This is a genomic window from Methyloversatilis thermotolerans (genome assembly GCF_000372885.1).
Lineage (GTDB): Bacteria > Pseudomonadota > Gammaproteobacteria > Burkholderiales > Rhodocyclaceae > Methyloversatilis > Methyloversatilis thermotolerans.
This window is the reverse complement of record NZ_KB889967.1, coordinates 881,296-905,210: the sequence shown is the minus strand read 5'-3', so window position 1 is coordinate 905,210 and position 23,915 is coordinate 881,296. Positions and strand designations below refer to the sequence as shown.

23 protein-coding genes and 1 other annotated feature are annotated in these 23,915 nt (G+C 65.1%); of the genes, 11 read left to right on the top strand and 12 right to left on the bottom strand.

Annotation, left to right across the window (positions count from 1 at the left end):
* Positions 1–16: 16 nt before the first annotated feature.
* Positions 17–589, top strand: coding sequence for a c-type cytochrome (locus A3Q7_RS19340; protein ID WP_018410485.1), 573 nt, complete (start codon positions 17–19; stop codon positions 587–589).
* A 9-nt stretch (positions 590–598) separates the two neighbouring features.
* Positions 599–1,255, top strand: coding sequence for an SGNH/GDSL hydrolase family protein (locus tag A3Q7_RS0103590; RefSeq protein ID WP_040570793.1), 657 nt, complete (start codon positions 599–601; stop codon positions 1,253–1,255).
* Between the two features lie 20 nt (positions 1,256–1,275).
* On the opposite strand, the gene A3Q7_RS0103585 is transcribed toward A3Q7_RS0103590, so the two are convergent.
* A complete protein-coding gene (locus tag A3Q7_RS0103585; RefSeq protein WP_018410483.1) occupies positions 1,276–2,658 on the bottom strand; it encodes a chloride channel protein in 1,383 nt (460 codons plus the stop codon).
* Positions 2,659–2,840: 182 nt separating this feature from the next.
* Here A3Q7_RS0103585 and A3Q7_RS0103580 point away from each other — a divergent pair, with 182 nt between their 5' ends.
* Positions 2,841–4,427: a gamma-glutamyltransferase family protein gene (locus A3Q7_RS0103580; RefSeq protein WP_018410482.1), complete on the top strand. Its 1,587-nt coding sequence runs from the start codon at positions 2,841–2,843 to the stop codon at positions 4,425–4,427.
* A 12-nt stretch (positions 4,428–4,439) separates the two neighbouring features.
* Here the strand turns inward: A3Q7_RS0103580 and A3Q7_RS0103575 are convergent, their stop codons facing one another.
* The 7 genes from A3Q7_RS0103575 to A3Q7_RS0103545 all read right to left on the bottom strand — a co-directional run bounded on the left by A3Q7_RS0103575 (position 4,440) and on the right by A3Q7_RS0103545 (position 12,479).
* Positions 4,440–5,273 carry an amino acid kinase family protein gene (locus A3Q7_RS0103575; RefSeq protein ID WP_018410481.1) on the bottom strand — a complete coding sequence of 278 codons (834 nt, stop codon included), beginning with the start codon at positions 5,271–5,273 and terminating at the stop codon, positions 4,440–4,442.
* A gap of 10 nt (positions 5,274–5,283) precedes the next feature.
* On the bottom strand, positions 5,284–6,114 hold the full coding sequence (locus A3Q7_RS0103570; protein ID WP_018410480.1) for an amino acid kinase family protein: 831 nt from the start codon (positions 6,112–6,114) through the stop codon (positions 5,284–5,286).
* Positions 6,115–6,238: 124 nt separating this feature from the next.
* Complete coding sequence (locus tag A3Q7_RS0103565) at positions 6,239–7,417, bottom strand: PepSY-associated TM helix domain-containing protein (protein ID WP_018410479.1); 1,179 nt, start codon at positions 7,415–7,417, stop codon at positions 6,239–6,241.
* Positions 7,418–7,475: 58 nt separating this feature from the next.
* Positions 7,476–9,884 carry a TonB-dependent siderophore receptor gene (locus tag A3Q7_RS0103560; RefSeq protein WP_018410478.1) on the bottom strand — a complete coding sequence of 803 codons (2,409 nt, stop codon included), beginning with the start codon at positions 9,882–9,884 and terminating at the stop codon, positions 7,476–7,478.
* A 73-nt stretch (positions 9,885–9,957) separates the two neighbouring features.
* Entirely contained in the window at positions 9,958–10,971 is a 1,014-nt protein-coding gene (locus A3Q7_RS0103555; RefSeq protein ID WP_018410477.1) for a FecR domain-containing protein, read from the bottom strand.
* Complete coding sequence (locus A3Q7_RS0103550) at positions 10,968–11,510, bottom strand: sigma-70 family RNA polymerase sigma factor (RefSeq protein ID WP_018410476.1); 543 nt, start codon at positions 11,508–11,510, stop codon at positions 10,968–10,970. Before A3Q7_RS0103550 ends, A3Q7_RS0103555 begins: the two co-directional genes overlap by 4 nt.
* 90 nt (positions 11,511–11,600) lie before the next feature.
* Positions 11,601–12,479 carry a PEP-CTERM sorting domain-containing protein gene (locus A3Q7_RS0103545; RefSeq protein WP_232417807.1) on the bottom strand — a complete coding sequence of 293 codons (879 nt, stop codon included), beginning with the start codon at positions 12,477–12,479 and terminating at the stop codon, positions 11,601–11,603.
* Between the two features lie 235 nt (positions 12,480–12,714).
* On the opposite strand from A3Q7_RS0103545, the gene A3Q7_RS0103540 reads away from it, so the two are divergent.
* Positions 12,715–14,985 carry a PEP-CTERM sorting domain-containing protein gene (locus A3Q7_RS0103540; protein WP_157278086.1) on the top strand — a complete coding sequence of 757 codons (2,271 nt, stop codon included), beginning with the start codon at positions 12,715–12,717 and terminating at the stop codon, positions 14,983–14,985.
* Positions 14,986–15,043: 58 nt separating this feature from the next.
* Here A3Q7_RS0103540 and A3Q7_RS0103535 read toward each other — a convergent pair whose 3' ends face one another.
* On the bottom strand, positions 15,044–15,706 hold the full coding sequence (locus tag A3Q7_RS0103535; protein WP_018410473.1) for a DUF502 domain-containing protein: 663 nt from the start codon (positions 15,704–15,706) through the stop codon (positions 15,044–15,046).
* A 467-nt stretch (positions 15,707–16,173) separates the two neighbouring features.
* Between A3Q7_RS0103535 and A3Q7_RS0103530 the strand changes: the two genes are divergently transcribed.
* A complete protein-coding gene (locus tag A3Q7_RS0103530; RefSeq protein WP_026224449.1) occupies positions 16,174–17,082 on the top strand; it encodes a 2Fe-2S iron-sulfur cluster-binding protein in 909 nt (302 codons plus the stop codon).
* A 195-nt stretch (positions 17,083–17,277) separates the two neighbouring features.
* A complete protein-coding gene (locus A3Q7_RS0103525; RefSeq protein WP_018410471.1) occupies positions 17,278–17,757 on the top strand; it encodes a hemerythrin domain-containing protein in 480 nt (159 codons plus the stop codon).
* A 76-nt stretch (positions 17,758–17,833) separates the two neighbouring features.
* Here the strand turns inward: A3Q7_RS0103525 and A3Q7_RS0103520 are convergent, their stop codons facing one another.
* Positions 17,834–18,601, bottom strand: coding sequence for an Lcl C-terminal domain-containing protein (locus A3Q7_RS0103520; RefSeq protein ID WP_018410470.1), 768 nt, complete (start codon positions 18,599–18,601; stop codon positions 17,834–17,836).
* Between the two features lie 238 nt (positions 18,602–18,839).
* Between A3Q7_RS0103520 and A3Q7_RS21380 the strand changes: the two genes are divergently transcribed.
* Positions 18,840–19,460, top strand: a complete 621-nt coding sequence (locus tag A3Q7_RS21380) for a type II toxin-antitoxin system RelE/ParE family toxin (protein ID WP_198289155.1) — start codon at positions 18,840–18,842, stop codon at positions 19,458–19,460.
* 123 nt (positions 19,461–19,583) lie between these two features.
* On the opposite strand, the gene A3Q7_RS0103510 is transcribed toward A3Q7_RS21380, so the two are convergent.
* Together A3Q7_RS0103510 and A3Q7_RS19330 are read right to left on the bottom strand one after the other, a co-directional pair.
* Positions 19,584–20,018: a type II toxin-antitoxin system VapC family toxin gene (locus A3Q7_RS0103510; protein ID WP_026224446.1), complete on the bottom strand. Its 435-nt coding sequence runs from the start codon at positions 20,016–20,018 to the stop codon at positions 19,584–19,586.
* Positions 19,970–20,230 (bottom strand): antitoxin, encoded by a 261-nt coding sequence (locus A3Q7_RS19330; RefSeq protein WP_018410467.1) that lies wholly within the window; start codon positions 20,228–20,230, stop codon positions 19,970–19,972. Before A3Q7_RS19330 ends, A3Q7_RS0103510 begins: the two co-directional genes overlap by 49 nt.
* A gap of 230 nt (positions 20,231–20,460) precedes the next feature.
* Between A3Q7_RS19330 and A3Q7_RS0103500 the strand changes: the two genes are divergently transcribed.
* The 4 genes from A3Q7_RS0103500 (at position 20,461) to A3Q7_RS20410 (ending at position 23,898) form a co-directional block, all read left to right on the top strand.
* Positions 20,461–20,691: a hypothetical protein gene (locus tag A3Q7_RS0103500; protein ID WP_026224445.1), complete on the top strand. Its 231-nt coding sequence runs from the start codon at positions 20,461–20,463 to the stop codon at positions 20,689–20,691.
* Between the two features lie 18 nt (positions 20,692–20,709).
* On the top strand, positions 20,710–21,093 hold the full coding sequence (locus A3Q7_RS0103495) for a type II toxin-antitoxin system death-on-curing family toxin (protein ID WP_018410465.1): 384 nt from the start codon (positions 20,710–20,712) through the stop codon (positions 21,091–21,093).
* Positions 21,094–21,734: 641 nt separating this feature from the next.
* Positions 21,735–22,966, top strand: a protein-coding gene (locus tag A3Q7_RS0103480; protein ID WP_088178478.1) for an IS3 family transposase whose coding sequence is annotated in 2 segments (ribosomal slippage) — positions 21,735–22,023 and positions 22,023–22,966 — 1,233 coding nt in all. Because the reading frame shifts where the segments join, the coding sequence is not laid out codon by codon here.
* Positions 22,013–22,129 (top strand) — a sequence feature (AL1L pseudoknot). It overlaps the preceding gene by 117 nt.
* A gap of 68 nt (positions 22,967–23,034) precedes the next feature.
* Positions 23,035–23,898 carry a DUF4238 domain-containing protein gene (locus A3Q7_RS20410; RefSeq protein WP_077231300.1) on the top strand — a complete coding sequence of 288 codons (864 nt, stop codon included), beginning with the start codon at positions 23,035–23,037 and terminating at the stop codon, positions 23,896–23,898.
* Positions 23,899–23,915 lie beyond the last annotated feature (17 nt).

Sequence of the window (23,915 nt, the reverse complement as noted above, 5' to 3'; positions counted from 1 at the left end):
CACGAGGAGAGCGCACATGAGCTTACGCAGTGGCAGTCTGATCGTCTTTGCAACCTTGCTCGCGGCCTGCGGCAAGCCCTCCGATGTCCCGGTCCCGTCCCCTGCCGAACCGCCGGTGAAGGACAACGCCAGCGATGCGCCACCGGTGGTACCGTCCGCGCCGCCCGCTTCACAAGCCCCGACCGGTAACGCACCGGCTCCCGCCGATGTGATGCCGGCTGCCGCACCGGTCGCGACGCCTCCGGCGCCCGCTCCAGCCGCACCGGATGTCGAGCAGCGCGCGCCGGTCGAAGGCGCCACTGCAGTCGCCGGCTCCGGCGGCGACGTGATCAAGGGCTGGAAGACCTGGCGTTCCGCCGCATGCGAACGCTGTCATGGTCCGGCCCAGGAAGGCATGGTCGGCCCGTCGCTGATCGAATCGCTGAAAACGCTGAGCAAGGAAGAGGTGCGCAAGACCGTCATCGAAGGTCGTCTGGAACGGGGCATGCCGGGGCATCCCTATCTCGCCGACAAGTTCGATGACCTGTATGCCTATCTGAAGGGACGCTCCGACGGCAGCATTCCGACGGTCAGACCGGACGGCGCCTGAGTGGCTCCCATGCAGCAGATACTGGTCTATGGTGATTCGCTGTCCTGGGGCATCGTGCCGGGCACGCGTCAGCGCCTCGACTTCGATGCCCGCTGGCCGGGCGCGATGGAGGGTCGCCTGCTCGCCGGCGGATACCGGGTCCGCGTGATCGAGGACTGTCTGAACGGCCGGCGCACCGTCTGGGATGATCCGTTCAAGCCCGGCCGAAAGGGCGTTGACGGACTGGCGCAGCGCATCGAAACCCATTCTCCGCTCGCGCTGGTCATCCTGATGCTGGGCAGCAACGATTTCCAGTCCATGCACCCGCACAGCGCGTGGCACTCCGCGCAGGGAACCGCGGTCCTGCTGCGTGCGATACGCGAGGCACCGATCGAGCCCGGAATGCCGGTCCCGCCGGTACTGGTGGTGGCCCCGCCGCCAGCGGGTACCCCCTCGGGCGCCATCGCCGCGAAATTCGCCGGCGCGGAATTCAAGTGCATCGGCCTGGCCAGCGCCCTGCATGCAGTGTGCGCGGAACATGGCGCCCACTTCTTCGATGCCGGAACCGTGGTGCGTTCCAGCGCGATCGACGGCGTGCATCTGGATGCGCCCGATCATGCCGCACTGGGCGAAGCGCTCGCCCGCGAAGTGCATGCGCTGGGCGTACTGAGCCGGCCGCCCGCTTGAGCAACGGCACCCCGGACCGCTCAGGGCCGGGTTGAAGCACTTTCCCGCGCGGCCGCCACATTGCGTTCCACCATGGCCTTGGCCACGGTGTGGTACAGCGGTTTGCTGAAGATGCGCGACACGCCGGCCGACAGCAGGGACACGGCCATCAAGCCGATGATGACCGAGTAGCCATCCACCATTTCCATCACGATGATGAAGGAGGTGATCGGCGCCTGTGTCACCGCGGCGAGGAAACCTGCCATGCACAGCACGAGCAGCATGCCCGGCGCGTCGGCCTGACCGAGCAGAGGCGCGAGATTGTTGCCCACGCCGGCGCCGATGGCCAGGCTGGGCGCGAAGATGCCGCCCGGCAAGCCGCTCAGGTAGGCAATCAGGGTGGCGATGAACTTGACCGGACCGTAATACCACGCGAGCTGGCTGTCGCCATCGAGCAGCGCGCGCGTCTCGGCATAGCCGCTGCCGAACGCCAGACCGCCGCTCGCGTACCCCAGTGCCGCCACCAGCAGGCCGCACAGGAAGGCGAAGCGAACCGGGCGGCGGCGCCGGTAGTCGGCCAGAGGACCGCGCCACGAGATCGACCCCATGATGAGCATGCGCGAGAACAGGCCACCGGATGCGCCGCACACCAGGGCGGTCACCGCAACCGCCAGCGCCATCTCGCGGTCGCTGCCGCCGATGGCGATCTGGCCGAAATAGCTGGACTTGCCGAGAAAGGTCTGCGACACGATGCCCGCGAGAACGATGGCCGTGATGATGAGACCGCTCATGCGCGCCTCGACGCTGCGCGTCAGTTCCTCGATCGCGAACGCGATGCCGGCCAGTGGCGTATTGAACGCAGCCGCGATGCCGGCGGCACCGCCCGCCACCAGCATGTGCGTGCGCGGGATGTGCAGACTGCCCGGCAGGGCACGATGCAGCGCATTGAGCAGCGAGGCACCGACCTGCACGGTCGGGCCTTCGCGACCGAGAGAGAACCCGCTGCCGACGGCCGCCACACCGACCAGCACCTTGCCGACGATGATGCGCAACGACAGCAACGGCTTCCAGCCGGGCACTTCCGGCCGCGTCATTTCCGCGATGGTCTGCGGAATGCCGCTGCCTTCCGCTCCGCCGAACCAGCGACGGGTCAGCCACACGCACAGCGCGCCACCGAAAGGGGCGATCACGAAGGGCCACCACGGGTAGTCGCTGCTGGTGCTGCGGAAAAGATGTATCGCGTGATCCGAAAGCTGCGCGAATCCGACCGCCAGCATCCCCACCCCGACCGCCCCGCCCCACAGCAGCAGGCGTCCCAGCCAGAGCTTCAGATAGGCGATCTGACGACGTCGTACCGCCCGATTGCGCAGATACAGACGGATGCGAATATAGGTTTTGCGCAAAGCGCCTGAATCAAACATCATGAATGGTCGGCCCGGGATGTACATTGACGCAAAGAACGAATCGCAAGATACGTGCCGCCCGGCCTGTCGGTCCGCACCCCGTCTGTCCGCGGGAAGTCTGCCCATCGTTGATGCGCGCTGCCGAGACATCATGCACCATCACAGGGCATGTTCTGCCAAGCATTTACATCGGGAGAGGGATCATGAGCCGAAAGTCTGCCGGGATCGCGGTCAGCCCGCATCATCTGGCCAGCGAATCCGCGCGCGACGTGCTGCGCGAAGGCGGCAACGCGATCGAGGCCATGATTGCCGCCGCGGCGACCATCGCCGTCGTCTATCCGCACATGAATTCGCTCGGCGGCGACAGCTTCTGGCTGATTGCCGAACCGGGGCAGGCACCGCGCGCCATCGACGCATGCGGTGCGGCCGGCGCGCTGGCCAGCCGTCACTGGTATTTCGACCAGGACATGTACGAGCGCATTCCGAATCGCGGCCCGCTGGCGGCGCTCACCGTCGCCGGCACCGTATCCGGCTGGCAACTCGCGCTGGAAGCCGCTGCCAAGGCAGGCGGAACGCTGCCGCTGTCGCGCCTGCTGCGCGACGCCGAACATCACGCGCGGCATGGTGTTCCGGTCACCACCAATCTGGCGCGCAGCCTCGCGGCCAAGATCGGAGAGGTGGGCGAACAGCCTTATTTCCAGCTCAACTACATGCCGGACGGCGAACTGCCGCAGGCCGGCACCCTGCTCTACCAGCCCAGGCTCGCCGACACGCTGGCCCAGCTCGTGCGCAACGGATTGGCCGATTTCTACACCGGCGAGCTGGCTCGGCGCATGGCGTCGGCGCTGGAACGCGCGGGCAGCCCGCTGCGGCTGGCCGACTTCGGCGCGCATCGCGCGCAATGGCGCACGCCGCTCGAACTGACCCACCGCCTGGGCCAGTTCTACAACATGCCGCCGCCCAGCCAAGGGCTGCTGTCCCTCATCATCCTCGGCCTGCTCGAGCGGCTGGACATCGGGCGCCACGATCCGATGTCGGCCGATTTCATCCATCTGGCGGTCGAAGCCACCCGCCAGGCCTTCATCATCCGCGACCGCTATCTGACCGATCCGGCGCGCATGCGGGTCGATCCGCAGTCGCTGCTGAGCAGCGACTGCCTGGACACGCTGGCCAGCCATGTCGATCCGGACCGGGCCGGTGGCCACTTCACCAGCCTGCCCGGCGACACGGTATGGCTGGGCGCCATCGACGGCGCCGGCCGCGCGGTCAGCTTCATCCAGAGCATCTACCACGAGTTCGGCAGCGGTGTGGTGGCGGGCGACACCGGCGTGCTCTGGCAGAACCGCGGCGTGAGCTTTTCGCTGCAGGCGGGCGCCCTGAACGCGCTGGAGCCCTTCCGCAAACCTTTCCACACGCTCAATCCACCGCTCGCCCGACTGAAGGATGGGCGCACCGTGGTCTATGGCAGCATGGGTGGCGACGGCCAGCCGCAGTTCCAGGCCGCCGTGCTGTGCCGCTATCTGTATGCCGGCAACGACCTGCAGCAGGCGGTATCGGCGCCGCGCTGGCTGCTCGGCCGCACCTGGGGCTCGGTCAGCGAAACGCTCAAGCTGGAAGGACGTTTTCCGCAGTCGCTGTTCGACGAACTGGCCGCGCGCGGCCACGTGCTCGAGGCGCTGGGCAATTTCGACGACAGCGCCGGCCATGCCGGCATCGCGGTCCGGCATCGCGACGGCCGGCTGGAAGGCGCGGCCGACCCGCGATCCGACGGTTCGGCCGAAGTCGCCTGAAGCCCGCCCCGGTCAGGCGGCGCCCACACCGGTGCGGATGAGGGTGCCGACATGCCGGCCGCGCAGGGCGGCGGTCAAGCGGCCGGGCACTCGACCATTGATGAGCTGCACATGCCGCAGATGGCGAGCGTTTGCCATCACCTCGAGCAGTGCGCGATCGAAGGGCAGCGGCCCGACCTGCCGCTGCAACTCATGCGCGTCGACATCGGCAAGCAGTTCTGCCTGTGCCGCGTCCGGCCCGTTCGGGTCGGCGGTATATACCCCGTCCACGTCCTCGACCAGGGTCAGGCTGGCGGCGCCCAATGCGTCGGCCAGCAGGAAGGCGCCGGTATCCGCGCGATGCGGCGGAATGCGCGAGGTCGGAAATTCGTGGTGATGGTAGGGCGGGAAGGCGCTGCCCACCACCGCGCGCGCGGCAGTCAGGTGAATGGCGAGCTGATTGGCGATGGCCGGATGCTCGATGTAGGACACGCCGTCCCGCGCCAGCAGCGACGCGAGGAGGTGCCCGTTCTGCCCGGCTTCGCTGGCCGCCAGCGGCGCCAGCGATCCGACCGGCAGACCGAGATCCAGCCCCACGCCATACAGGTGGCGTGCACGGATGCCGGCCCCGGTCAGGATGAGCAGGCGGTGTTCGGGCAACAGCGCGCGCAGCTCCTCGACCACGGGCAGGATGGCTTGATGGCCGCGATCCATGATGGCGCGGCCACCGATCTTCACGACATGCAGCCAGGGCAGCAGAGGTATCGGCTTGACGCCCGCGACCGGGCGCGTGAGCTGCCTGTCCTGCAGGGTCTGCCGCGCCAGCGGCGACGCCACATGCTTGATGGTATTCGAGCTATCGACCATGGTTCTGCCTTCAGTTCGCGGTGATGACGGTGCCGACATGTTCGCCGGCGAGCGCGCGGGTGAGCTTGCCGGGTATCAGCCCGTTGATCACCTGGACTTCGCGCACATGACGCGCCGCCTGCAGCAGATCGAGCACCGGAAATTCGAGGATGGAGTCGTGCAGCCCGCGCGACTTCATCTCATCCACTGAAATCCTGGGGATGAAGGTGGCCGACCTGTCAGTTTTTGGATTCGCCGTGAACAGGCCGTCCTCGTCCTTGACGAACACCATGGCCTTGCAGCCGAACTGCTCGGCCAGCAGGAAACAGCCTGCATCGGTCCGGTAGGGCGGAATGACGCCCTCGGCCGCCGGTCGCATCCACAGCTTGTAGGGCGGCATGCCGCTGAATATCACCGCATTGACCTGGGCGAGGTACAGCGGCACCGCCGACAGCCCCGCCCCATCCACCGTCGATATGCCGTGCTTCGCCATCAACTGCCCCAGCATGGCGGCGTTCTGGTCGGCCACCGAAGCGCCAAGCTGGGACAGCACGCCAGCCGGCAGATTGAGTCCGGCCGCGATGGCGTACAGATGGCGTGCGCGTGTGCCCGCGCCGGTTCCGATCAGCAGCTTGTGGCGCGCGCGTGCCGCGACGATTTCATCGACCAGTGGATACACGGCCGCGCGACCGCGGTCGATGATGCTCTGGCCACCGATCTTGATCACCGTGGCCTCGGGCAGGATGCGGAAATCCGCCGCCGTTTCCGCCGCAGCCTGCAGTTGCGCATCGGTCAGCGAGCGCTGCATCAGCAGCGCTTCCAGCTCCGCGCTCGCTCCCTGGGTTACCTCGATATCGGCCATGGACACTCCTCAAGTTCGATGCCGGGACGCGCGGACTGCGCGCGCATCCTGTATTCATGAGGATATAGCAGGCCGAAGCGTGTGCAAGGTCCGGTGCCGAAGAAAATGCTCGGGCATCGCCCGCTCAGCGCAGGCCGGACCGCGCGCGTCGCTTCTTCAGCCAGATCACGATTCCGGTGACCGACAGCAGCGCCACCGCCAGGCCCATCAGCGACACCAGGATGCGGCCGGGCAATCCGAGGATGCGACCGGAATGCAGCGGAAACTGGGCCGCCAGGAAAATGTCTCCGGCACTGCCCTCGCCCGGCACGACGGCGCCCACGAGATCGCCGCTGCGCGCATCGATGTACAGCCAGGGCGGCCCCAGCCCCGCTTCGCCATGATCGCCGCCCGGTTCGAAGAAACCCACGCCATACACGCCATAGCCATCGGCATAGAAGATGCCGCCGGGCGGCGGGGTCCAGCCGCGGCGGGCCGCTTCAGCACGCGCCAATTCGAGCGCCGACTCGCGGTCGAGCACGGGTTCGATCGGCTGGTCCGGCGGTCGAGGCGTCACGGTGTCGAACGGGTTCGGGCTGAGCGGCGAGAACAGAGCGGTCAGCGGGGCGACGAGCTGGCTGCGCAGATTCATCGACACCGAGGTGAACGCGAGCACGCACAGCAACAGCCACAGCCACACACCGCCCGAACGGTGCACATCGAAATTGAGCCGGTAGCCGCCCTGGCGCCAGCGGAAGGCGAAAGACTTGCGCCATGACGAAGCCTTCGGAAAGCTGATCCACAGCGCGACCAGGCAATCCAGGGTCCAGCCGACCGCGATCAGGCCCATGAACCAGATGCCCAGTTCGATGCCCCAGCCATCCGGTATGTGCATCGAGTAGTGCAGCTTGTACAGGAAGGGCAGCAGGTTCTCGCGGCTCAGGGACAGATCGCCCCACAGGCGACGGCCCTGGATGGCGCCGGTCGCCGGATCGAGCGCGAGCTGGTTGAAGCCCGGCTCGTAGCGACGTCCGGTGCGCGGGTCGACGCGTGGCTCCACCCAGATCTGCTGAGAATGGCCGGGCTCCACGGCCAGCGGCAGATAGTTCACCCGCAGCCGCGCATCGGCCGCCTCGATGCGTCGCGCCAGTTCGAGCGCAGGGATGGGCGTGGCGGTGACCGGCGCATCGAAGAAGCCTGGATTGAGCCATTCGTCCAGTTCGTGATCCCACGAAATGAAGGCGCCGGTCAGTCCCGCGACGAACAGGAACAGCGCAGACGCGAGACCGAACCAGCGGTGCAGCAGCACGAGCACGTTGCGCATGATGGAATGGAATGCGAAAGCCGGTGCGATGCGGGCGGCACCCGGCCGCCCTGCACGCTCACCAGCGATAGTTGAGACTGGCCATCACCAGGCGCCCGCGACCGCGATAGCAATAGCCGTCGTGACACATGAGATAGGCCTTGTCGGTCAGGTTGTTGGCGCGCAGCGCCACACTTGCACCGTGCAGCATGCCGCCCAGGTCATAGCCGATGCGCGCATCGACCAGCGTGTAGTCATCGTTGCGCAAGGTGTTCTGGCTGTCGGCATAGCTTTCGCCAATCCAGCGTGCCCCCACGCCGACATCCAGGCCATTCACGAACGAATACTTGCCCCACAGCGACGCCATCTGCCTCGGTATGCCGACCGGCTGCCGGCCTTCGGTGCCGTCGTTCGAGCGCGTGATATCGACATCCTGCAGGGTGTAGGCCGCGACCAGCTCCAGTCGCTGAAGCAGGTGCCCGCTGGCTTCCAGTTCGATGCCCCGGCTGCGCGTCTCTCCGGTCTGGATCCGGTTGTTCACGTTGGCCGGATCGCGCGTGAGCGCGTTCTGCTGCACGAGATGGAACACGCTGGCGGTGAGCAGCGCGCGGCGGCCGGCGGGCTGGTACTTGATGCCGGCTTCGACCTGCTTGCCCACGGTTGGCTTGTAGGCATCGCCATAGAAGTTGGTGCCGAACTGCGGCGAGAACGAGGTGGCGTAACTCACGTACGGCGCAAGCTCCGGCGTGAGCATGTACAGCACGCCCAGGCTGCCGGTGGTCTTCCAGTCGGTCTGGCTGCTCGACGATCCGGCCATCCTGTCCTTCTGCGTCTGTTCGGCGCGATCGCGGCGCACGCCGGCGGACAGCCGCCAGTCGCCCCACTGCGCCTGGTCCATCGCGTACGCGCCGGTGTTGGTGCCGCTCACATCCTGATCTACCGACAGCGTGGACGGTCGCGCGATGGACTGGTGATAGTCCGGATCGCTGATGCTGATCGACGGCGCGGAGCCGCTCAGATAGCGGATGCTGCCATCCAGCTTCGAATGATCGATGCCGCCGATCAGCTTGTGCTGCACGGCGCCGGTCGCGAAACGCGACTCCAGCGAGGTATCGACGCTCAGGTTGTGCATGCTTTCGTATACCCCGTAGGTCGTGCGCTGGATGGTGTCGCCATCGGCATCCAGGGTGCCGCTGAGATACTGGTTGTCGGTATCGACATGGCCGTAGCGCAGGTTCTGTCGCAGCACCAGCGTGTCGCTGATGCGGTGTTCGGCTTCATAGCCGGCGACATACTGCGTCTGTTTCAGGCCGTCGAAATCGACGTCGCCGGGCCAGAACCGGCTCAGTTCGCCGGAAGGCAACTGGAACGGTCGCGGCGAACCGGCGGTTTCGAAGTGCTGCGCGTGCGCCAGCAGCGTGATGCGCGTGCGGTCCGATACCTGCCAGGTCAGTGCAGGCGCGAAATACAGGCTGTCGTCGTTCACACCCACGACATCGGATTCGCTGTCGCGTGCGAGCGCGGTCAGGCGATAGCTCACATCGCCGTTCTCGGTCAAGGCACCGCCGAAGTCGCCCTGCGCCTGATAGTGGTCATCGCTACCCACCTGCACCTCCACCTCGCGCAGCGCCTCCCGCGTCGGACGCTTGCTCACGCGATTGATCATGCCGCCCGGGCTGATCTGGCCGAACAGCACCGAATTCGGCCCCTTCAACACTTCCAGACGTTCCAGGCCATAGGGTTCGGTGCGGAAATAGGACAGCCATCCGGTATTGGTCTGACGCAGCCCATCGCGATAATCGGCGGTGCTGGTGACATCGAAACCACGCACCGTGATCTGGTCGAAGCGCGGGTCATTGCCCCAGGCGGCGATCTGCACCCCCGCCGTATACGCGACCGCCTGTTCGACATTCAGCACACCGCGATCGCGCATCTGGTCGGCAGTGACCACGGTCACCGAACGAGGCGTTTCCAGCAGCGGTGTGTCGGTCTTGCTGGCCGATGCCGCGCGACGGGCCACATAGCCATCCACCGGCCCGGTGGCGGTCTCGGCCTCGGCATCGGCACGCGCGGTCACCAGCACCGCCCGCATGGTCGTGACCCCGGACTCGGGTACCGGCGCCTTGCGCAGCGCGTAGCTGCCGTCACTGCGCGCGACCGGTTCGAGGCCGCTGCCAGCGAGCAGGCGGCGCAGGCCCTCTTGGATATCGAAACTGCCCTGCAGCCCTGCAGTGCGCAGATTCGCCACCAGGGCCGGATCGAAACTGAGCAGCACGCCGGCGGTGGCGCCCGCCTGGTTAAGCGCCGCCGCGAGCGGGCCGGGCGCAATGTCGAAACGGAAGACAGTGGCGCCGGACTGCGCAGCCACAGGAGCGGCCCACAGCATGGAAGCGGCCACGGCGCCGCCGAAGGCCAGCGCAAGCGACAACGAAAGAGGCGCCGCCCGCAGGCGGCGCTGACTTGGACGGAAGATCGGCACGGAAAGCATTCCTCGAAAGGTTGGAAAGAAGGTTTCCTTCCACTGCCAATCGAGTGAAGAAAAAGTACAGTGCCGGCGTTGGTTACCGCGCGGATGCGCCCGGACGCGCGGGCAGCAGCGCATGCCCGGCAGCCGGATCGCCGGCGTCGCGCGCCAGCACCCGCACCGGCAGCGTGGCTGCCACCGCAGCCAGCGCACGCACGCTGTCGGCCAGCGGGAAGGTGCCGGAAATGCGCCAGTCGGCGACCTCCGGCGACACGACGATGGGCGCCCGGCGATAGCGCGCCAGTTCGACCGCGAAATCGGAAAGCGTCATCGCATCGGCGACCAGCATGCCGCGCGACCATGCGTTGTCCGCCACTCCGAGCGCGCGCAAGGTGGTGACGCCGGCGCGGTCGAAGCGCACGAACTGACCGGCATGCAACAGGGCGGGACCGCGAGCCGGAACGGCCGCCGCCGGATGGATGGCGACGCGCGACTCGAGCACGCCCACTTCGCTCCAGCCGTCTTGCTGCCGCACCGAGAAACGGGTACCGAGCGCCTCGACCCGGCCTTCGGCCGTCACCGCGAAGAAGGGTGGCACCGCTTCGGCCGGATGGCCGGTGCTGATCAGCACACGACCGCGCCGCAGGACGACGAGCCGGGCCCGCGCGGTGAAATCGATCTCGATGGCGGTGTCGGTATCCATCTGCAGCACGCTGCCATCGGCCAGGATGACGTCGCGCATTTCGCCCACCGCCGTGCAGTGATCCGCCGACAGATCGCTGCGTCGCCAGCCCTGCCAGCCGGCGACGCTGCCGATGAGGGCGGCCAGCATGCCTCCCATGACACGTCTGCGGCCACGATCAGGCGTGGCACGCCGGCCGAGCACGTCGGCGGCGGTCTGCGCATGGGCGGCCGGCAACTGCGCGAACAGCGCGGTGGCGGATTCCGCCCGGCGCCAGCCGGCTTCGTTGCGGGCGTCCTCGGCACGCCAGGCGCGCCAGCGCTCGCGATCGGCGTCGGTCGCCTCGCCCGACGCCAGCAGCACGAACCACTGCGCCGCTTCGGCCAGCGCGTCCGCGTCGGGATCGGCCAGCGACGACGGATCGCTCACGACAGATCGATCCGCATGCAATGGGTGATGGCCTGCAACATGTACTTCTTCACCATGCTCACCGACACCTCCAGCCGTGTGGCAATGTCGGCGTAACTCAGGCCTTCGAGCTGCGACAGCAGGAAGGCGGTGCGCGCCCGTTGCGACAGGCCGTCGAGCACGGCATCGATCTGTTCCAGGGTTTCCAGTATCAGCGCGCGCTCCTCCGGGCTGGGTGCCAGCGGCTCCGGCCGTGTGGCGAGCGCTTCGAGATAGGCGCGCTCGATGTCCTGGCGACGCAGGTGATTCACCATCAGGCCGTGCGCCACCGTCGTCAGGAAGGCGCGCGGCTCGCGCAGTTCCGACAGCGCACCCGGCTTCAGAAGACGGACGAAGGTATCGTGTGCCAGATCGGCAGCGCGATGCGTGCACCCCAGCTTTCGGCGTAACCACGCATGCAGCCAGCCGTGGTGGTTGCGGTACAGATCGGCGACGGAATCGGCGGTGGACACGGGCACTTCCTGGGCGGGAACAGGCCCGCTGCGGGCACTGCGGACCATACTGATAATGGTTCTTATTCTCCAACACCCTGCCGCACCGCGTCAATCCCGGCCGGCGCACCGCGCTGCCGGAATCGCGCCTGCCTCCGGTCAGCGCCGCCGTCGCGACGCCCACACGCCAGCCAGACCCGCGGTCGCCAGCAGCAGCGCCGACGAAGGCTCAGGCACGGTATTGACTTCGCGAAAATCGAAGGTGGCGGAAAACGCCAGTTCCTCGTTTTCCGTGAACCGCCACTGATCCCTCAGCATCTCGTCCAGGTCGCTGAAAGCCGAGGCGGGAATGTTCCAGCCGGCCCCGCCCAGCACATTGCCCACCGTGGCCAGACGCAGGCGCGAATCGTCAGGAATGGTCAGTTCGAAGTTGGTCGCGAACAGGAACATCATGTAGGTATCGCCGGCATTCACCGCGACATCGAAATCGAAGGTGTACTCCTTGAACTCCAGACCGGTGGTTACGGGTACCGAAATCACGTCGCTGCGATACAACACCGGGCCCTCGATAAAGCGCGTAAACGGGTTGTACTTGACCAGCAGCGCCTGCATCTCGACCGGAATCATGTTGGTGCCGCGGCCCTGTATGGCATCGCTGAGCAGGAAGGTGAAATCCAGCATCCGGTTGGTGCCGGTCGGCGCACGCAGGAACTGGCCCCATCCCGAAAATCCCGAAGATCCGAAGTCGCCGATGTTGGTCGATCCGTCCCACGACGACAGCGTACTCACCACCACCGGCGCCGCCGTCGCCGACTGCATGCCCGCTGCCAGTCCGAACAGCAGCGGCGCCATCGTTTTCCATCCCGCATTCATCTTCAGCCCTCCTCCTTGTGTCACGGTGTGCCCGGCGCGTACGTACCGAAAAGCTGCCTTCGCCGAGGCCTTCAAGTCGCCCGAAGCGAGGGCGATTCCGAGGTCGCATTCTGTTTGCGTGGCAGAGAACGCATCAATACGCATATGCGCGTAGCGGAGCGGCAAGCGTCAGGCCTCGTGTGGCAGGCGTCACGGAAGGCGCGTTGCCGGGGCGACCCGCCGTCCGGCCCCGGAAACAGACCTGCCCGCCGCTGTCCGGGGCGACGCGCCCGCTCCCGCACCGCGCCGTGACGCGCTGCACGGCCTCATGCGCGAACCTGCGGCCACTACGCACTAGTGCGTATTGCTCCACCTGGCCACCGATCGCGTAATCTTGGCCATCCCAGAAACGGTGATTGCCATGCCTGTCCGACATTCCCTCCGCCACCGCCTGCTGTTCGCCGCCCTGCTCGCTGCCGGCTTCTGCTCGCCGGCCCGGGCGGTCAATTTCGAAGTGCTGTTCGACGGCTTCGATTACGTGGCCGACTTCGACGACTACGAACTCAAGAGCGGTTCAGCAACGGTGAACTCTCTCGTGGTTGGCGATGCCGGTGCCGCATCCTTCCTGCACAGCGGCGGCACGCTGCGCGTCACCGATACGCTCACACTGGGCATGCGCGACGGGTCGGTCGGTGTCTATTCCCTGTCCGGCGGCTCCCTGCTGACCAGCAAGATGTGGGTGGGCGCCGGTGGAAGCGGCTCCTTCCTGCACAACGGCGGCGGAATCAGCGTGAGCGGCAGGCTGTACATGAACGGTACCTACCTGATGCAGAACAGCAGTTCAGTGCTGCTGGCTTCCGGCGGTGTCGAAGTGCTGGGTGGCACCATGCTCATCTACGACGGCGCGATCACCGGCAATGTGTACACGGTGTTCAGCAGCAGCACCAACGGCCCGCCAACGATCAAGCTGTTCGGCGGAGAGCTCAACGGCAATGTGACCATAGACACCGGCAAGCTCACGCTTGAAGGAGGCACCATCAGCGGCAATGTCACCATCAACCGCAACGATGGCCTGCATCTGGCCGGTGGACGCATCGATGGCACGCTCATCCTGAACGCCGGGGTGAATGCACTGAGCTATACCGGCACCACCTTCGTGGGTGGCCTGATCAACTACCGCACCATGACCAGCACCAGCGGCGAGAGCTGCTGCGCGCCGGGCGTGCTGGACATCGGCAGCGGGGGTTTCGACAACCGCGGCACCTTCTACGCACGCGGACGCATCAACAGCGCCGGCCAGAGCCGCAATTCCGGCACCTGGCGCGTCGATGCGCCACTCACGCTGGGCGGCACCGGCGGCCTGCTCAACAGCGGCATCCTGCAACTGTCGTTCGGCGAGGCGTCGAACGTGACGCTCGAGCAGAGCGCATTCGTGCTCGCCAACACCGGCCAGATACAGATCAATGGTGCGCGCGTGAACGGCAATGGCCGTCTCGAGAACCGTGCAGGCGGACGCATCGAGGGCTACGGCAACATCGACAGCGTGTTCGCGCAACAGGGATCGCTGCTGGTGGCGAACGGCACGCTGAACGTGAGCCGCGGTTTCATCAACACCGGCGCCATCACGGTCAACGAGAACGGCACGCTGGGCGGTGGCGAGATCGACAGCCGCGGCAGCATGCAGGTGTATGGAAAGGTCAACAGTGCGGTGCGCAACAGCGGTTCGCTGATGGCGGACGTGCGCTACGCGTCGCCGGTCGTGTTCGGCGGCAATCTGTACAACGAAGGCGTGATGGAGGTCCGGGGGGGCACCGTGCGCCTGGATCGCGGCATGCTGAATCGCGGCACGGTGAACGTCGATCGCTACGCGAAACTGGGCGGTGGCGAGATCGACAACCGCGGCAGCCTGAACGTGGCCGGCACGGTGTCCGGCGATGTGCTCAACACCGGCCGCATCGACACCGCGCCGCCCGGCACCGACGTGCTGTTCGAGGGCACTGTGCGCAACCAGCGCGATGGGCTGATCGCGATCGCGCAAGGCGTATCGGGCAGCAGCACCCGTTTCACCGGGCCGGTCACGCTGGCCACCGGTTCGCGCCTGGAAACGGCGAACGGCGCGAGCGCCGGATTCAGCGGCCTGCTCACCCTGATGGATGGCAGCCGCGTGTCGCTTGCCAGCGGCAGCCGGCTCGATCTGCTCGGCGACGTCATGATCAACGGTCGCATCGATGTCGACGGCAGCGGCTGGCTGGCGTTCCTGGCGGGAAGCTCGCTCGACTTCGACGCCATCACCTCGCGACTTGAAACCCGGGGCGGGCTGCTCCTGCACACCACGACGCTGGATATGGACCTCGACATTTCCGTGTCGGGCACACGCCGCTCCCAGCGCATCGACGCCGAAAGCCTCGCCATCTGGAACAGCACGCTCGCCCTCAACCTCAACAGCGGCATCACGCTGCGCGAGGGCGACCGCTTCGACCTGCTGGACTGGACCACCTTCGAAGGCGATGGCTTCAGCCGCATCGATACCTCGGGGGTTCGCCTCGCCGACGGCCTGGGCTGGGATTTCAGCCAGCTCTACACCACCGGCGAAATCGCCGTCGTCGCGGTGCCGGAGGCAAACACCTGGGCGATGCTGCTGGTCGGGCTGGCGGTGCTCGGGCTGAGCACGCGGCGCAAGCAGTACGCGTAAGGGCGCGCCAGCCCATGCTGCCCGCGTCCGGCATCACGCGCGGGGCGCCACCCTGCCCTCACCCGCCCGGCGTCCTTCGGTCCGTCGGCGGGAACGGCGCCGGCGCGGCCTTGCCCGCATCCGGATCGTTGCGGTTCGACGCCATGTAGGCGATGAGTGCCATGCGCATCGCCTCTTCGACCGACATGTGCACCGGCGTCACCCAGGCGCGCGGAACGAACACCGTATAGCCGCCTATCATGTAACCCATGGGCAGATACACGGCGATCTGGTCGGACAGCTCGGCCAGCCCGTCGGGCAGTCCATCCATGGACTGACGCGTCACCAGGCCGACGATGCCCATTTCGTTGCCCGGCATGCGCAGCAGCACCACCTGCTGCGCCGGCGTGTCGGTGTGCGGCGCGAAGTAGTCGGCAAAATTCTTCAGAGACGAATAGATGCTCTTCACCACCGGCAGATTGGTGAACGGCAGCTCCACCAGCGACAGCAGCCGGCCGGTGGCCGGCTGCGACACCAGCGCACCCAGCGCAAGGATGAGCACGGCACCGAGCGCGATGCCCAGCCCCGGCAGATAGAAGTCACCGACGATGGGCCGAATGAGCATCATGGCCAGGCTTTCCGTCCACGTCACGAACAGCACGAGCACGTACACGGTCAGCGCCAGCGGCAGGAAGGTGATCAGGCCGCGAAAGAAATACTGGTAAAGACGGTGGTTGTTCATGAGGAATGAGGGGAACGAAGGCGGGATCAGCATACCTTGTGGCGGCTGCGGCCGGCGCGTGCGGTCGTCCGCGCGGGGCCATCGGTCCTTCCACCCTTGTTCTCGCGGCGGCTGTCGCTGATCGCTTGCGTGGCGCTGCGTCGCGCGGCCGCTCCGCTCTTCCGCCACCGCTGCCTGGCGACGCCCTGTCGCAAATGCCGCGTTGCCGACACCCATGTAGGCATTCTGCCGGTATGCCCCCGGCACCCGTCCGGCCTCGTTCACGGGACGCGTCTGGACACCTTGTGCCCGATCAACAAATGACCAGACGAAACCGCCGCTCACCCAATGAAAACGACATTCATTGTTCCAGATCACCAGGAATGGAAGGCTCTCCGATCCATCATGAACCTCAACGTCATACCACCGATGCGGCACACATATTGCGAACGAGGAAGGTCCGATCCGGACGCAACAAGGAGCCCATCATGGCAAATGTCACCTTTTCATCCCCGCTGATGCCGCGCGACGTCACCGTCTATGCGGTGGCTGGCGAACGCGGCACGCTGCTCGCTCTCGCCAAGGAGCACCACATTCCGATTCCCTTCGACTGTCAGGACGGCGAGTGCGGGTCCTGTCTTGTCGAGGTCGTGCATTACCACCCCGGCGTGCGCTATGGCATCGCCCTGACCGAAAAGGAGAAGGAAATCCTGCGACAGCTCGGCAAGATCACCAAGCAGGAAATCATGGACGCCGAAGTCAACGACATGCCGCCGCGCCACCGCCTGGCCTGTCAGTGTTTCGTCCGCAACGAGGACATCGCCGTTGTGTTCGAAGGCGATGTGACGAAGCCGGTAAAGGGCCCAGCCCTGTCCATCGCCGCCGCGATCTACAAGGGCGGTGTCGGCATCCGCACGCTGGACCAGTTCCTGAGCTATGCAGTCAAGGTCGAGGAGGACGCCGCGCTGCACTTCGAGAACCTGGCGGAAAAGATGAAGTCCTGCGGCAATGAAGATGTCGCGGCCCTGTTTTCGCAACTCGGGGGCTACTCGCGCCTGCACCTTCAGGAAGCGAGGGCGAAGTGCACCCGATACGAAGTCGTCGAGCACCTGCCCGCCAGTTCCGCCTGGCCCGACCATGCGACGCCGGAACAGACAGCCTTATGGGCGGCCGACCCCGCCCTGACCCGGCTGGGAGCGCTCAAGGCCGCGCTGCAGGGCGAACGCCGCGGCTACGAGTTCTACTACGCGATCGCCCACACCACGCGCGACGCGACCATCCGCACGGTCGCCCGGGAATTCGTGCGTGAGGAAGCCGAGCACGTCGAAAAGCTGAAGCTGTGGATAGCACAGGAGGAAGCGGCGCTGCGTCGCAGCAGCGACACGGTTGCGGGCTGACACCCGCGAGCGGGACGAGCCCGTCTTCACGCCGGCCCGTCCCCCTTCCTGTGTGCGCGAACGCGTCGTTCGCCGTCGCACGGCTTCCGGCCCCTGTCCGACCCGCCCGGCCCGGGCACCCGCCTTGCTGCCGGATGCGCGGACCGCCTCCGCGGCCCTTCGCAACACTCCATCCCTGCACAGGAGGCTCACGCCATGACCGCTCACTCATCGGAATCGCACACCCGCAGATCGCAGGAGGCGCTGACGCTGTTGCGCGCCGATCACAAGCATGTCGACGAACTGTTCGAGAAGTACGAGAGCGCGCGCACGAGCGCCCAGAAGAAATCCATCGTGCGGGACATCTGTACCGAGCTCGAGGTGCACGCGAGCATCGAGGAGGAAATTTTCTATCCGGCGGTAAAAGCTGCGCTCAAGGACAAGGAACTGGTGCCCGAAGCGACGGTGGAACACGCCACCCTGAAAGACCTGATCGGGCAGTTGCGTGATACCGAGCCTGACGGCGAAATGTTCGATGCCAGGGTGAAGGTGCTGTCCGAATACGTGAAGCACCACGTGAAGGAGGAACAGAACGAAATGTTTCCCAAGGTGAAGGACACGGATCTCGACCTGTCCGAACTGGCCGAACAGATGAAACAGCGGAAGGAAGAACTGCTGGCCAACGCGCCTCACTGAGCGCAACGCGGTGGCGGGCGGCCCGCCGCTTCGCGTCTTGCGCCGATACAGGCCGATGGGCCAGCTCAGTCGCCCGTCATCCGCCTCGCGCGGAGCGGCGGGCGCGCGCGGCGACCAGTGCGAGCCCGGTCAGCATGAGGCCCCAGGCGGCCGGTTCGGGCACCACGGTCACGTCACCGTCGCGCACCGCCCACACCGGGAAGGCATTGCCCTTGGCCACGAAGTACTGATCGCCGCCCTGGAAGGACACCACCCAGGCACCGGACGCATCGGTCACGCCTTCAGAGGACCAGTAGTAATTGGGCTGGATGTTGCGGAACGGACCGTCCTGAAAGACGGGCGCACGCGCCACACCCGCAGCGGTGTAGGCTCCGAGATTGCCGAGGGTGACGTTGTACAGATGGGCCAGTTCGCTCTGCGTGCTGGTGATGTTCCAGCCGATGTCCGAACCGCCGTCGTACCGGGTGGTGAACACGAAACTGCTGCCATTGACCGGTCGCGTCGTCGGCAGGCGCCAGTCGTCGATGCCATATACGTCCAGCGCCTCCACCCAGTCCCGCGCGCCCTGCCAGCCGAACAGGCCGCTCACCGAGTCACCCAAGGTAACCGCCGCATTGGCATCGGCCAGCCAGGTGATGTCGAGCACCGTGTCGTAATACGCCTCGAAGCCGTTCGCGGCGTTGCCGTCGAGGTCGCGGCCCTGAAGCGTGGTGGTCCAGGTGCCCATGGTCGGGTCGCTCGCCGCCAGCAGCGGCGACGACATGCCCGCGCACATCAGGGCGAGCACGGCAGGCAGGCGTGCGGAAACCCGCCGCCCGAAGGAAAAGGAGAACAAGCTTGTCATGAACGGCCCTCTTGGATGGATGCATGAACAGGCGAATGGCGCGAAGCCCCCTGCCCTGACCGGGCTGCGGGCTCCGCACGCGCCTGGACGCGGATTTCGGCTTCTGTCGGCGCGCTGTGCAGAGCCGTGACAGCACTGCATGCAAAGTATGTAAAGCGCCGTCTTGAGGGGTCAATCGGCCGAAAGTACTTCCGTCATGCCTGCCGTGAAATAGTCCGGCATGCGCCACGCTCGCGCCGTGAATGCGCCCTTCTCGCGCCCGCTCACGACGGCCGTACGGCAGCCCCTGCGCGCGCGCAGAACGCAGGCGGGAGAACGCGGACGGAATACGCCGGGTGCGCCCTGCGTCCGCTCACGGCGTAAGGTCGGCAGCGTCAGGCCGGCAGGTGCGCGCCTGCAGCAGGCGGATCGCCGTTCATTGTTGCCGGGTCCGTTCGCCGCGCCGTCTCAGCACAGCGCCGATCACGCCGGCACCGGCCAGCAGCGTGGCCCAGTTCGCGGGCTCGGGGATGGCAGGACGGACGTCGACATTGTCGATCTGTATGCCGTCGACGCTGCTCACCTTGAGCATGAAAAAAACCAGCGCGTCCAGATCGAGCTGTATGCGCGAAACACCCGACGCGTCCTGTGCCTCGACCGTGCGCTCGCCGAGCGCGCGCTGGACGCCATCCGGAACGCATTCAGGAGTCTGGAATTCATGTCTTTCAGCTTTTCGCAAGGCAACACACGAAAATCCATTCGTCCGCGAGATCGTCATCCGTTCGGTGCGAGTGGCCATGTGGCGCTGTACGAGATCGAGAACGAAGAAACCGTGACCACTCTCGCGGCCAGGCATCAGCGTGAGGATGATGACTGCTGATTAGTCGGCGCGGCCCGCCAGTCATGCAGGGCTGGTCACTGACTGCTCAAGAGGACATGCCGACCAACGTTTTCCCGGCCGATCGATCCGCGGCAAGGGCGGCGGCGTACAGGACATCGATGCTCATGTCACGGGCGATGGCGCAAGCCAGTCTTCCACCTTCAGCCTGGGCATGCGCTGAAACTCGCGCAGGTTATGCGTCACCAGTGTCAGCGCACGTGATCTGGCATGTGCCGCGATCAGCATGTCATGGCTGCTGATCGGGGTGCCGGCGGGGGTGCCAGCGCGCTCAAGCGTGGCGCGTATGTCGGCATAGTGCGCGTCCGCCGGCTCGTCGAGGGGCCGCACCACCATTGCCTCCAGCAGCGCATTGACACGCTCGGTCAGTACTGCAGAGCCTTTTCGTTGTGCGCCGAAGCGCAACTCGCAGGCCACTACGATGCGGGTGCACACCACGTCCGGGGCCACATCGGACAGGTGCTGCATCACCGGGCCACGCGGGTCGCGGATCAGTTCAGGCAGTGCATTCGCATCCAGCATCCAGAGCGTTTGCGCCATCGGAACTCGGCCCGTTCCTGGGGCGGCAGGTCTTCCACCTCGGGCAGACCTTCGTCCAGCGGCGCCCAGGAAGCCAGAAGGTCCAGCAGGCGGTTCTTGCGGATGGGCGTGAGGATGAGGCTGTCGCCTTCCTTCCGGATCAGTACCTCGGCACCTTCAAGTTCGAACTCTCGCGGGATGCGTACCGCCTGATTGCGGCCGTTGCGGAACAATGAGGCGTGGCGTTCGGTGATGGTTGATCCTGGAGTGTGGCTGGCATATGGCGCAACAGATACCTTGGTTCGGCAGCGGTCAACGTCGGAGAGGGCGCGGATCGTGTGTTGCCCGAAAAACAGGCGAATGGTGCTTTGGGAATGTTGCTGCGTCCCCTGTTGTTACGCGTGCCTGGTCGCAGCATCGTGATCTATCATGACGCATCAAGATGAATCCTGACGGAGGCGACATGTCCGCCCAGACTCGCGAAAAGTTCTCATCTCAGGCCTCGCCCGAAGTGCTCGCCGCGCTGAGGCGGATTGCCGAATCCGAAGGCCGGCAGTTCCAGGTGGTGCTGGACGAAGCCCTGCGCGACTATATCGAGCGCAAGGCACAGGGCCGGCCGCGCAGGCATGTCATGGAAGCGTTCGCGGACAGCCTCGGCGAATTCGACAGCCTGTACCGCGAGCTTGCCAAGTGAGTGCCAAGTGAGCGCCCAGTGAGGGCACGGGATTACCTGACCCTTGCCGACGTGCTCGCGCTGCATGCCGTGCTGATTCAGCGATATGGCGGCAGCCCGGGCCTGCGTGATGCCGGAGCACTCGAATCCGCGCTGTTCCGACCGCAGTCCGGCTACTACGAAGACGTCGTGGCCGAAGCTGCGGCGCTGTTCGAAAGCCTCGCCATCAACCACCCCTTCATCGACGGCAACAAGCGTGTCGCCTTCGCCGCGACCGACGTGTTCCTGCGCATCAATGGCTGCCGTCTGAATCAGTCACCGGACGCCGTATTTGCCCGGATGATGGACATGTTCGACGCCGGCACCTTTGACATCGCCCATCTGGAGCCGTGGTTGCGCGGCATCATCGCCCGGCCGGAATAGCGCGTGGCGGAAACGCTCATGGGGTCGCGATGAGGCGTGCGCGGCATTCCTTTCCAGCAGGAGAAATCCGTCGCGTCAGGGGCAGGCTTCAGTGGGAAAGTGACCTCGACGCGATGATCGCCACCCCCTGCATCGAATCTGATTACGCGCTGCGCTACAGCAACCGCGACTTCGACTCATTTGTCACACATCTCGGGCTGAGTTCGGCGATGAGCTGAACCGGGCAGAGGTGGAAGAGGGTGGAGAAAACAGGGGAAATGTTGCTACGTCCCCTATTGTTTCTAGGATCCGTGGGACGGGCGGATCATAGGTTGGAATGCGAGACGTGACAAAGGAGTGTTTTGGGTGACCGGGGGCGAAAACGTGGTTTGTCCTTTATTGCTAGTTGCATGGAGCTGAACATCGACAGCACGGGGTTCTCTTGGTGACGCATGGGAATTCGGGAAAAGTAGGAAGAGAATTCGGGGCGGGAGTCTGCCTCAAACCTCGACCCCGAGCAGAGGTCGGGGTTTCTCACCATTATGTTAAGTTAAGTGCTTAACGCGACGGTTTGCTCTACGCTACTCCCTGACGTAGTCGAAGGGCGGGGAGTGAACCGCCCCGGATTTTGCGGAGGCTCCAAGTCTTGAGAAGATGGAGCCATGAAGAAATCATCGAAGTTCTCACCTGAGGTTCGCGAGCGTGCTGTCCGGCTGGTGCATGAGCACCGCGGGGAGTACCCGTCGTTGTGGGCGGCGGTCGAATCGATCGCACCGAAGATTGGTTGCGTGCCGCAGACGCTGCTGGATTGGGTCAAGCAGGCGGAAGTCGACGCGGGCGCGCGTCCGGGCGTGACGACGGCGGATGCGCAGCGCATCAAGGATCTGGAACGCGAGGTCAAGGAGCTTCGCCGCGCCAACGAGATCCTGAAACTTGCCAGCGCGTTTTTCGCCCAGGCGGAGCTCGACCGCCGTTTGAAGTGATGTACGGGCTGGTCGATGAGCACCGCGACCGCCACGGGGTCGAGCCGATGTGCAAGGTTCTGCAGATCGCCCCGTCGGCCTATCGGCGCCATGCGGCGCGCTGCAGAGATGCTTCTCTGCTCAGTGCCAGAGCGAAACGGGATGCTGCGTTGCAGCCTGCGATCAAACAGGTGTGGGATGCGAATCTGCAGGTCTATGGCGCGGACAAGGTCTGGAAGCAGATGAACCGCGAGGACGTAGAGGTTGCGCGCTGCACGGTCGAACGTCTGATGCGCAGGCTCGGCCTGCGAGGTGTCGTACGTGGCAGGAAGGTGCGTACCACGGTCGCAGACCCCAAAGTGGCGTGCCCGCTGGACAAGGTCAATCGGCAGTTCAGTGCCGAGCGGCCGAACCAGCTGTGGGTCTCGGATTTCACCTACGTCTCAACCTGGCAGGGCTGGTTGTATGTGGCTTTCGTGGTGGATGTGTTTGCCCGACGCATCGTGGGCTGGCGCGTAAGCACTTCGATGAGTACCGACTTCGTGCTCGATGCGCTGGAACAGGCGCTGTACGCGCGTCAGCCCGAGCGCGACAGCAGCCTGATTCATCACTCGGACCGCGGCTCGCAATACGTGTCGATCCGCTACAGCGAACGACTGGCAGAAGCAGGCATCGAGCCTTCGGTGGGCAGCAAGGGCGACAGCTACGACAACGCGCTGGCCGAGACCATCAACGGGTTGTACAAGACTGAGCTGATCCATCGCCGTGCGCCGTGGAAGACACGGGAGGCGGTGGAACTGGCCACCCTCGAATGGGTGTCCTGGTTCAACCACCATCGCCTGCTCAGTTCCATCGGCTACATTCCGCCTGCCGAGGCAGAGGCGAACTACTATCGGCAACTCACCCGTCGGGCCGACCTCGTGCCAGCCTGACTTAACCCAACGGGCCTCCGCGAAACCCGGGGCGGTTCAGCTTGGTTAATAACTTAGTAACCGCTTTTATGGCATCTTACGGTCGCCAGCATTACATTCCGGTTTTTCTTTTAAAGCAATGGCACAGCGCGCCAGATGATAGGCTCACTCAGTATCGTTGGTTGAACGGCAATCTGGTGATGGAGCGGAAGCGGGCGAAGTACGTCGGACACGCGAGCCACACCTACTCGCTTCTTAGCAAACCTCAACCTGATCCGTATATAGAACGAGATTATTTTGGTCGCCTGATCGATGACCCTGCGGCAATTATTCATCGTCGGTTGCTACAGCCTGGAATTCGAGAGTGCTCAAGCGCGGAGGCGTCTCAATGGACTCGATTTATTGTTTCGTTGATGGTGCGCGCACCGGAAATTATCGCGTTCGGACGGTCTGCAAGTGCCCGTCGTATCAGTCAGTATGAGCGTATGACCGCGGAGGAGATCGCCGGGATTGGTGGGGCAGGTCTCGATTCTGAGCTAAGGCGCTTGGCAAGGGAGCTTAGCGATACGGAGAAAGGGGATATGCTAATTAAAGCCTTGCCCCGAGTTTTGGAGACCCCAATTTTCGTGGATGCCGTGAACAATAAACACTGGTTTGTTCGCGATGTTTCCTCTGTGGAGATAGATTTGCTTATTGGCGACCAACCGCTCTGTGCTGATGACAAGCTGAGCGCATGTCGAATACTTTACTTACCACTTTCGCCCAATAGAATATTCTTTGCTACGTCTGACCCCAAGCGCATGAAACGAATCGATGCGATGTCGAAGAGGGAGCTCGTAATGGCAATTAATCGCGATACAGTGTCCAAGGCATCTAGGTACGTATGGGGAACGTGCGGGCGGCATGAGCCGTTAGTCAAGAAGTTTTTGAAAGCGCCCAGTAGGCCCGATTAAATTGTGTGGCGGTCGGT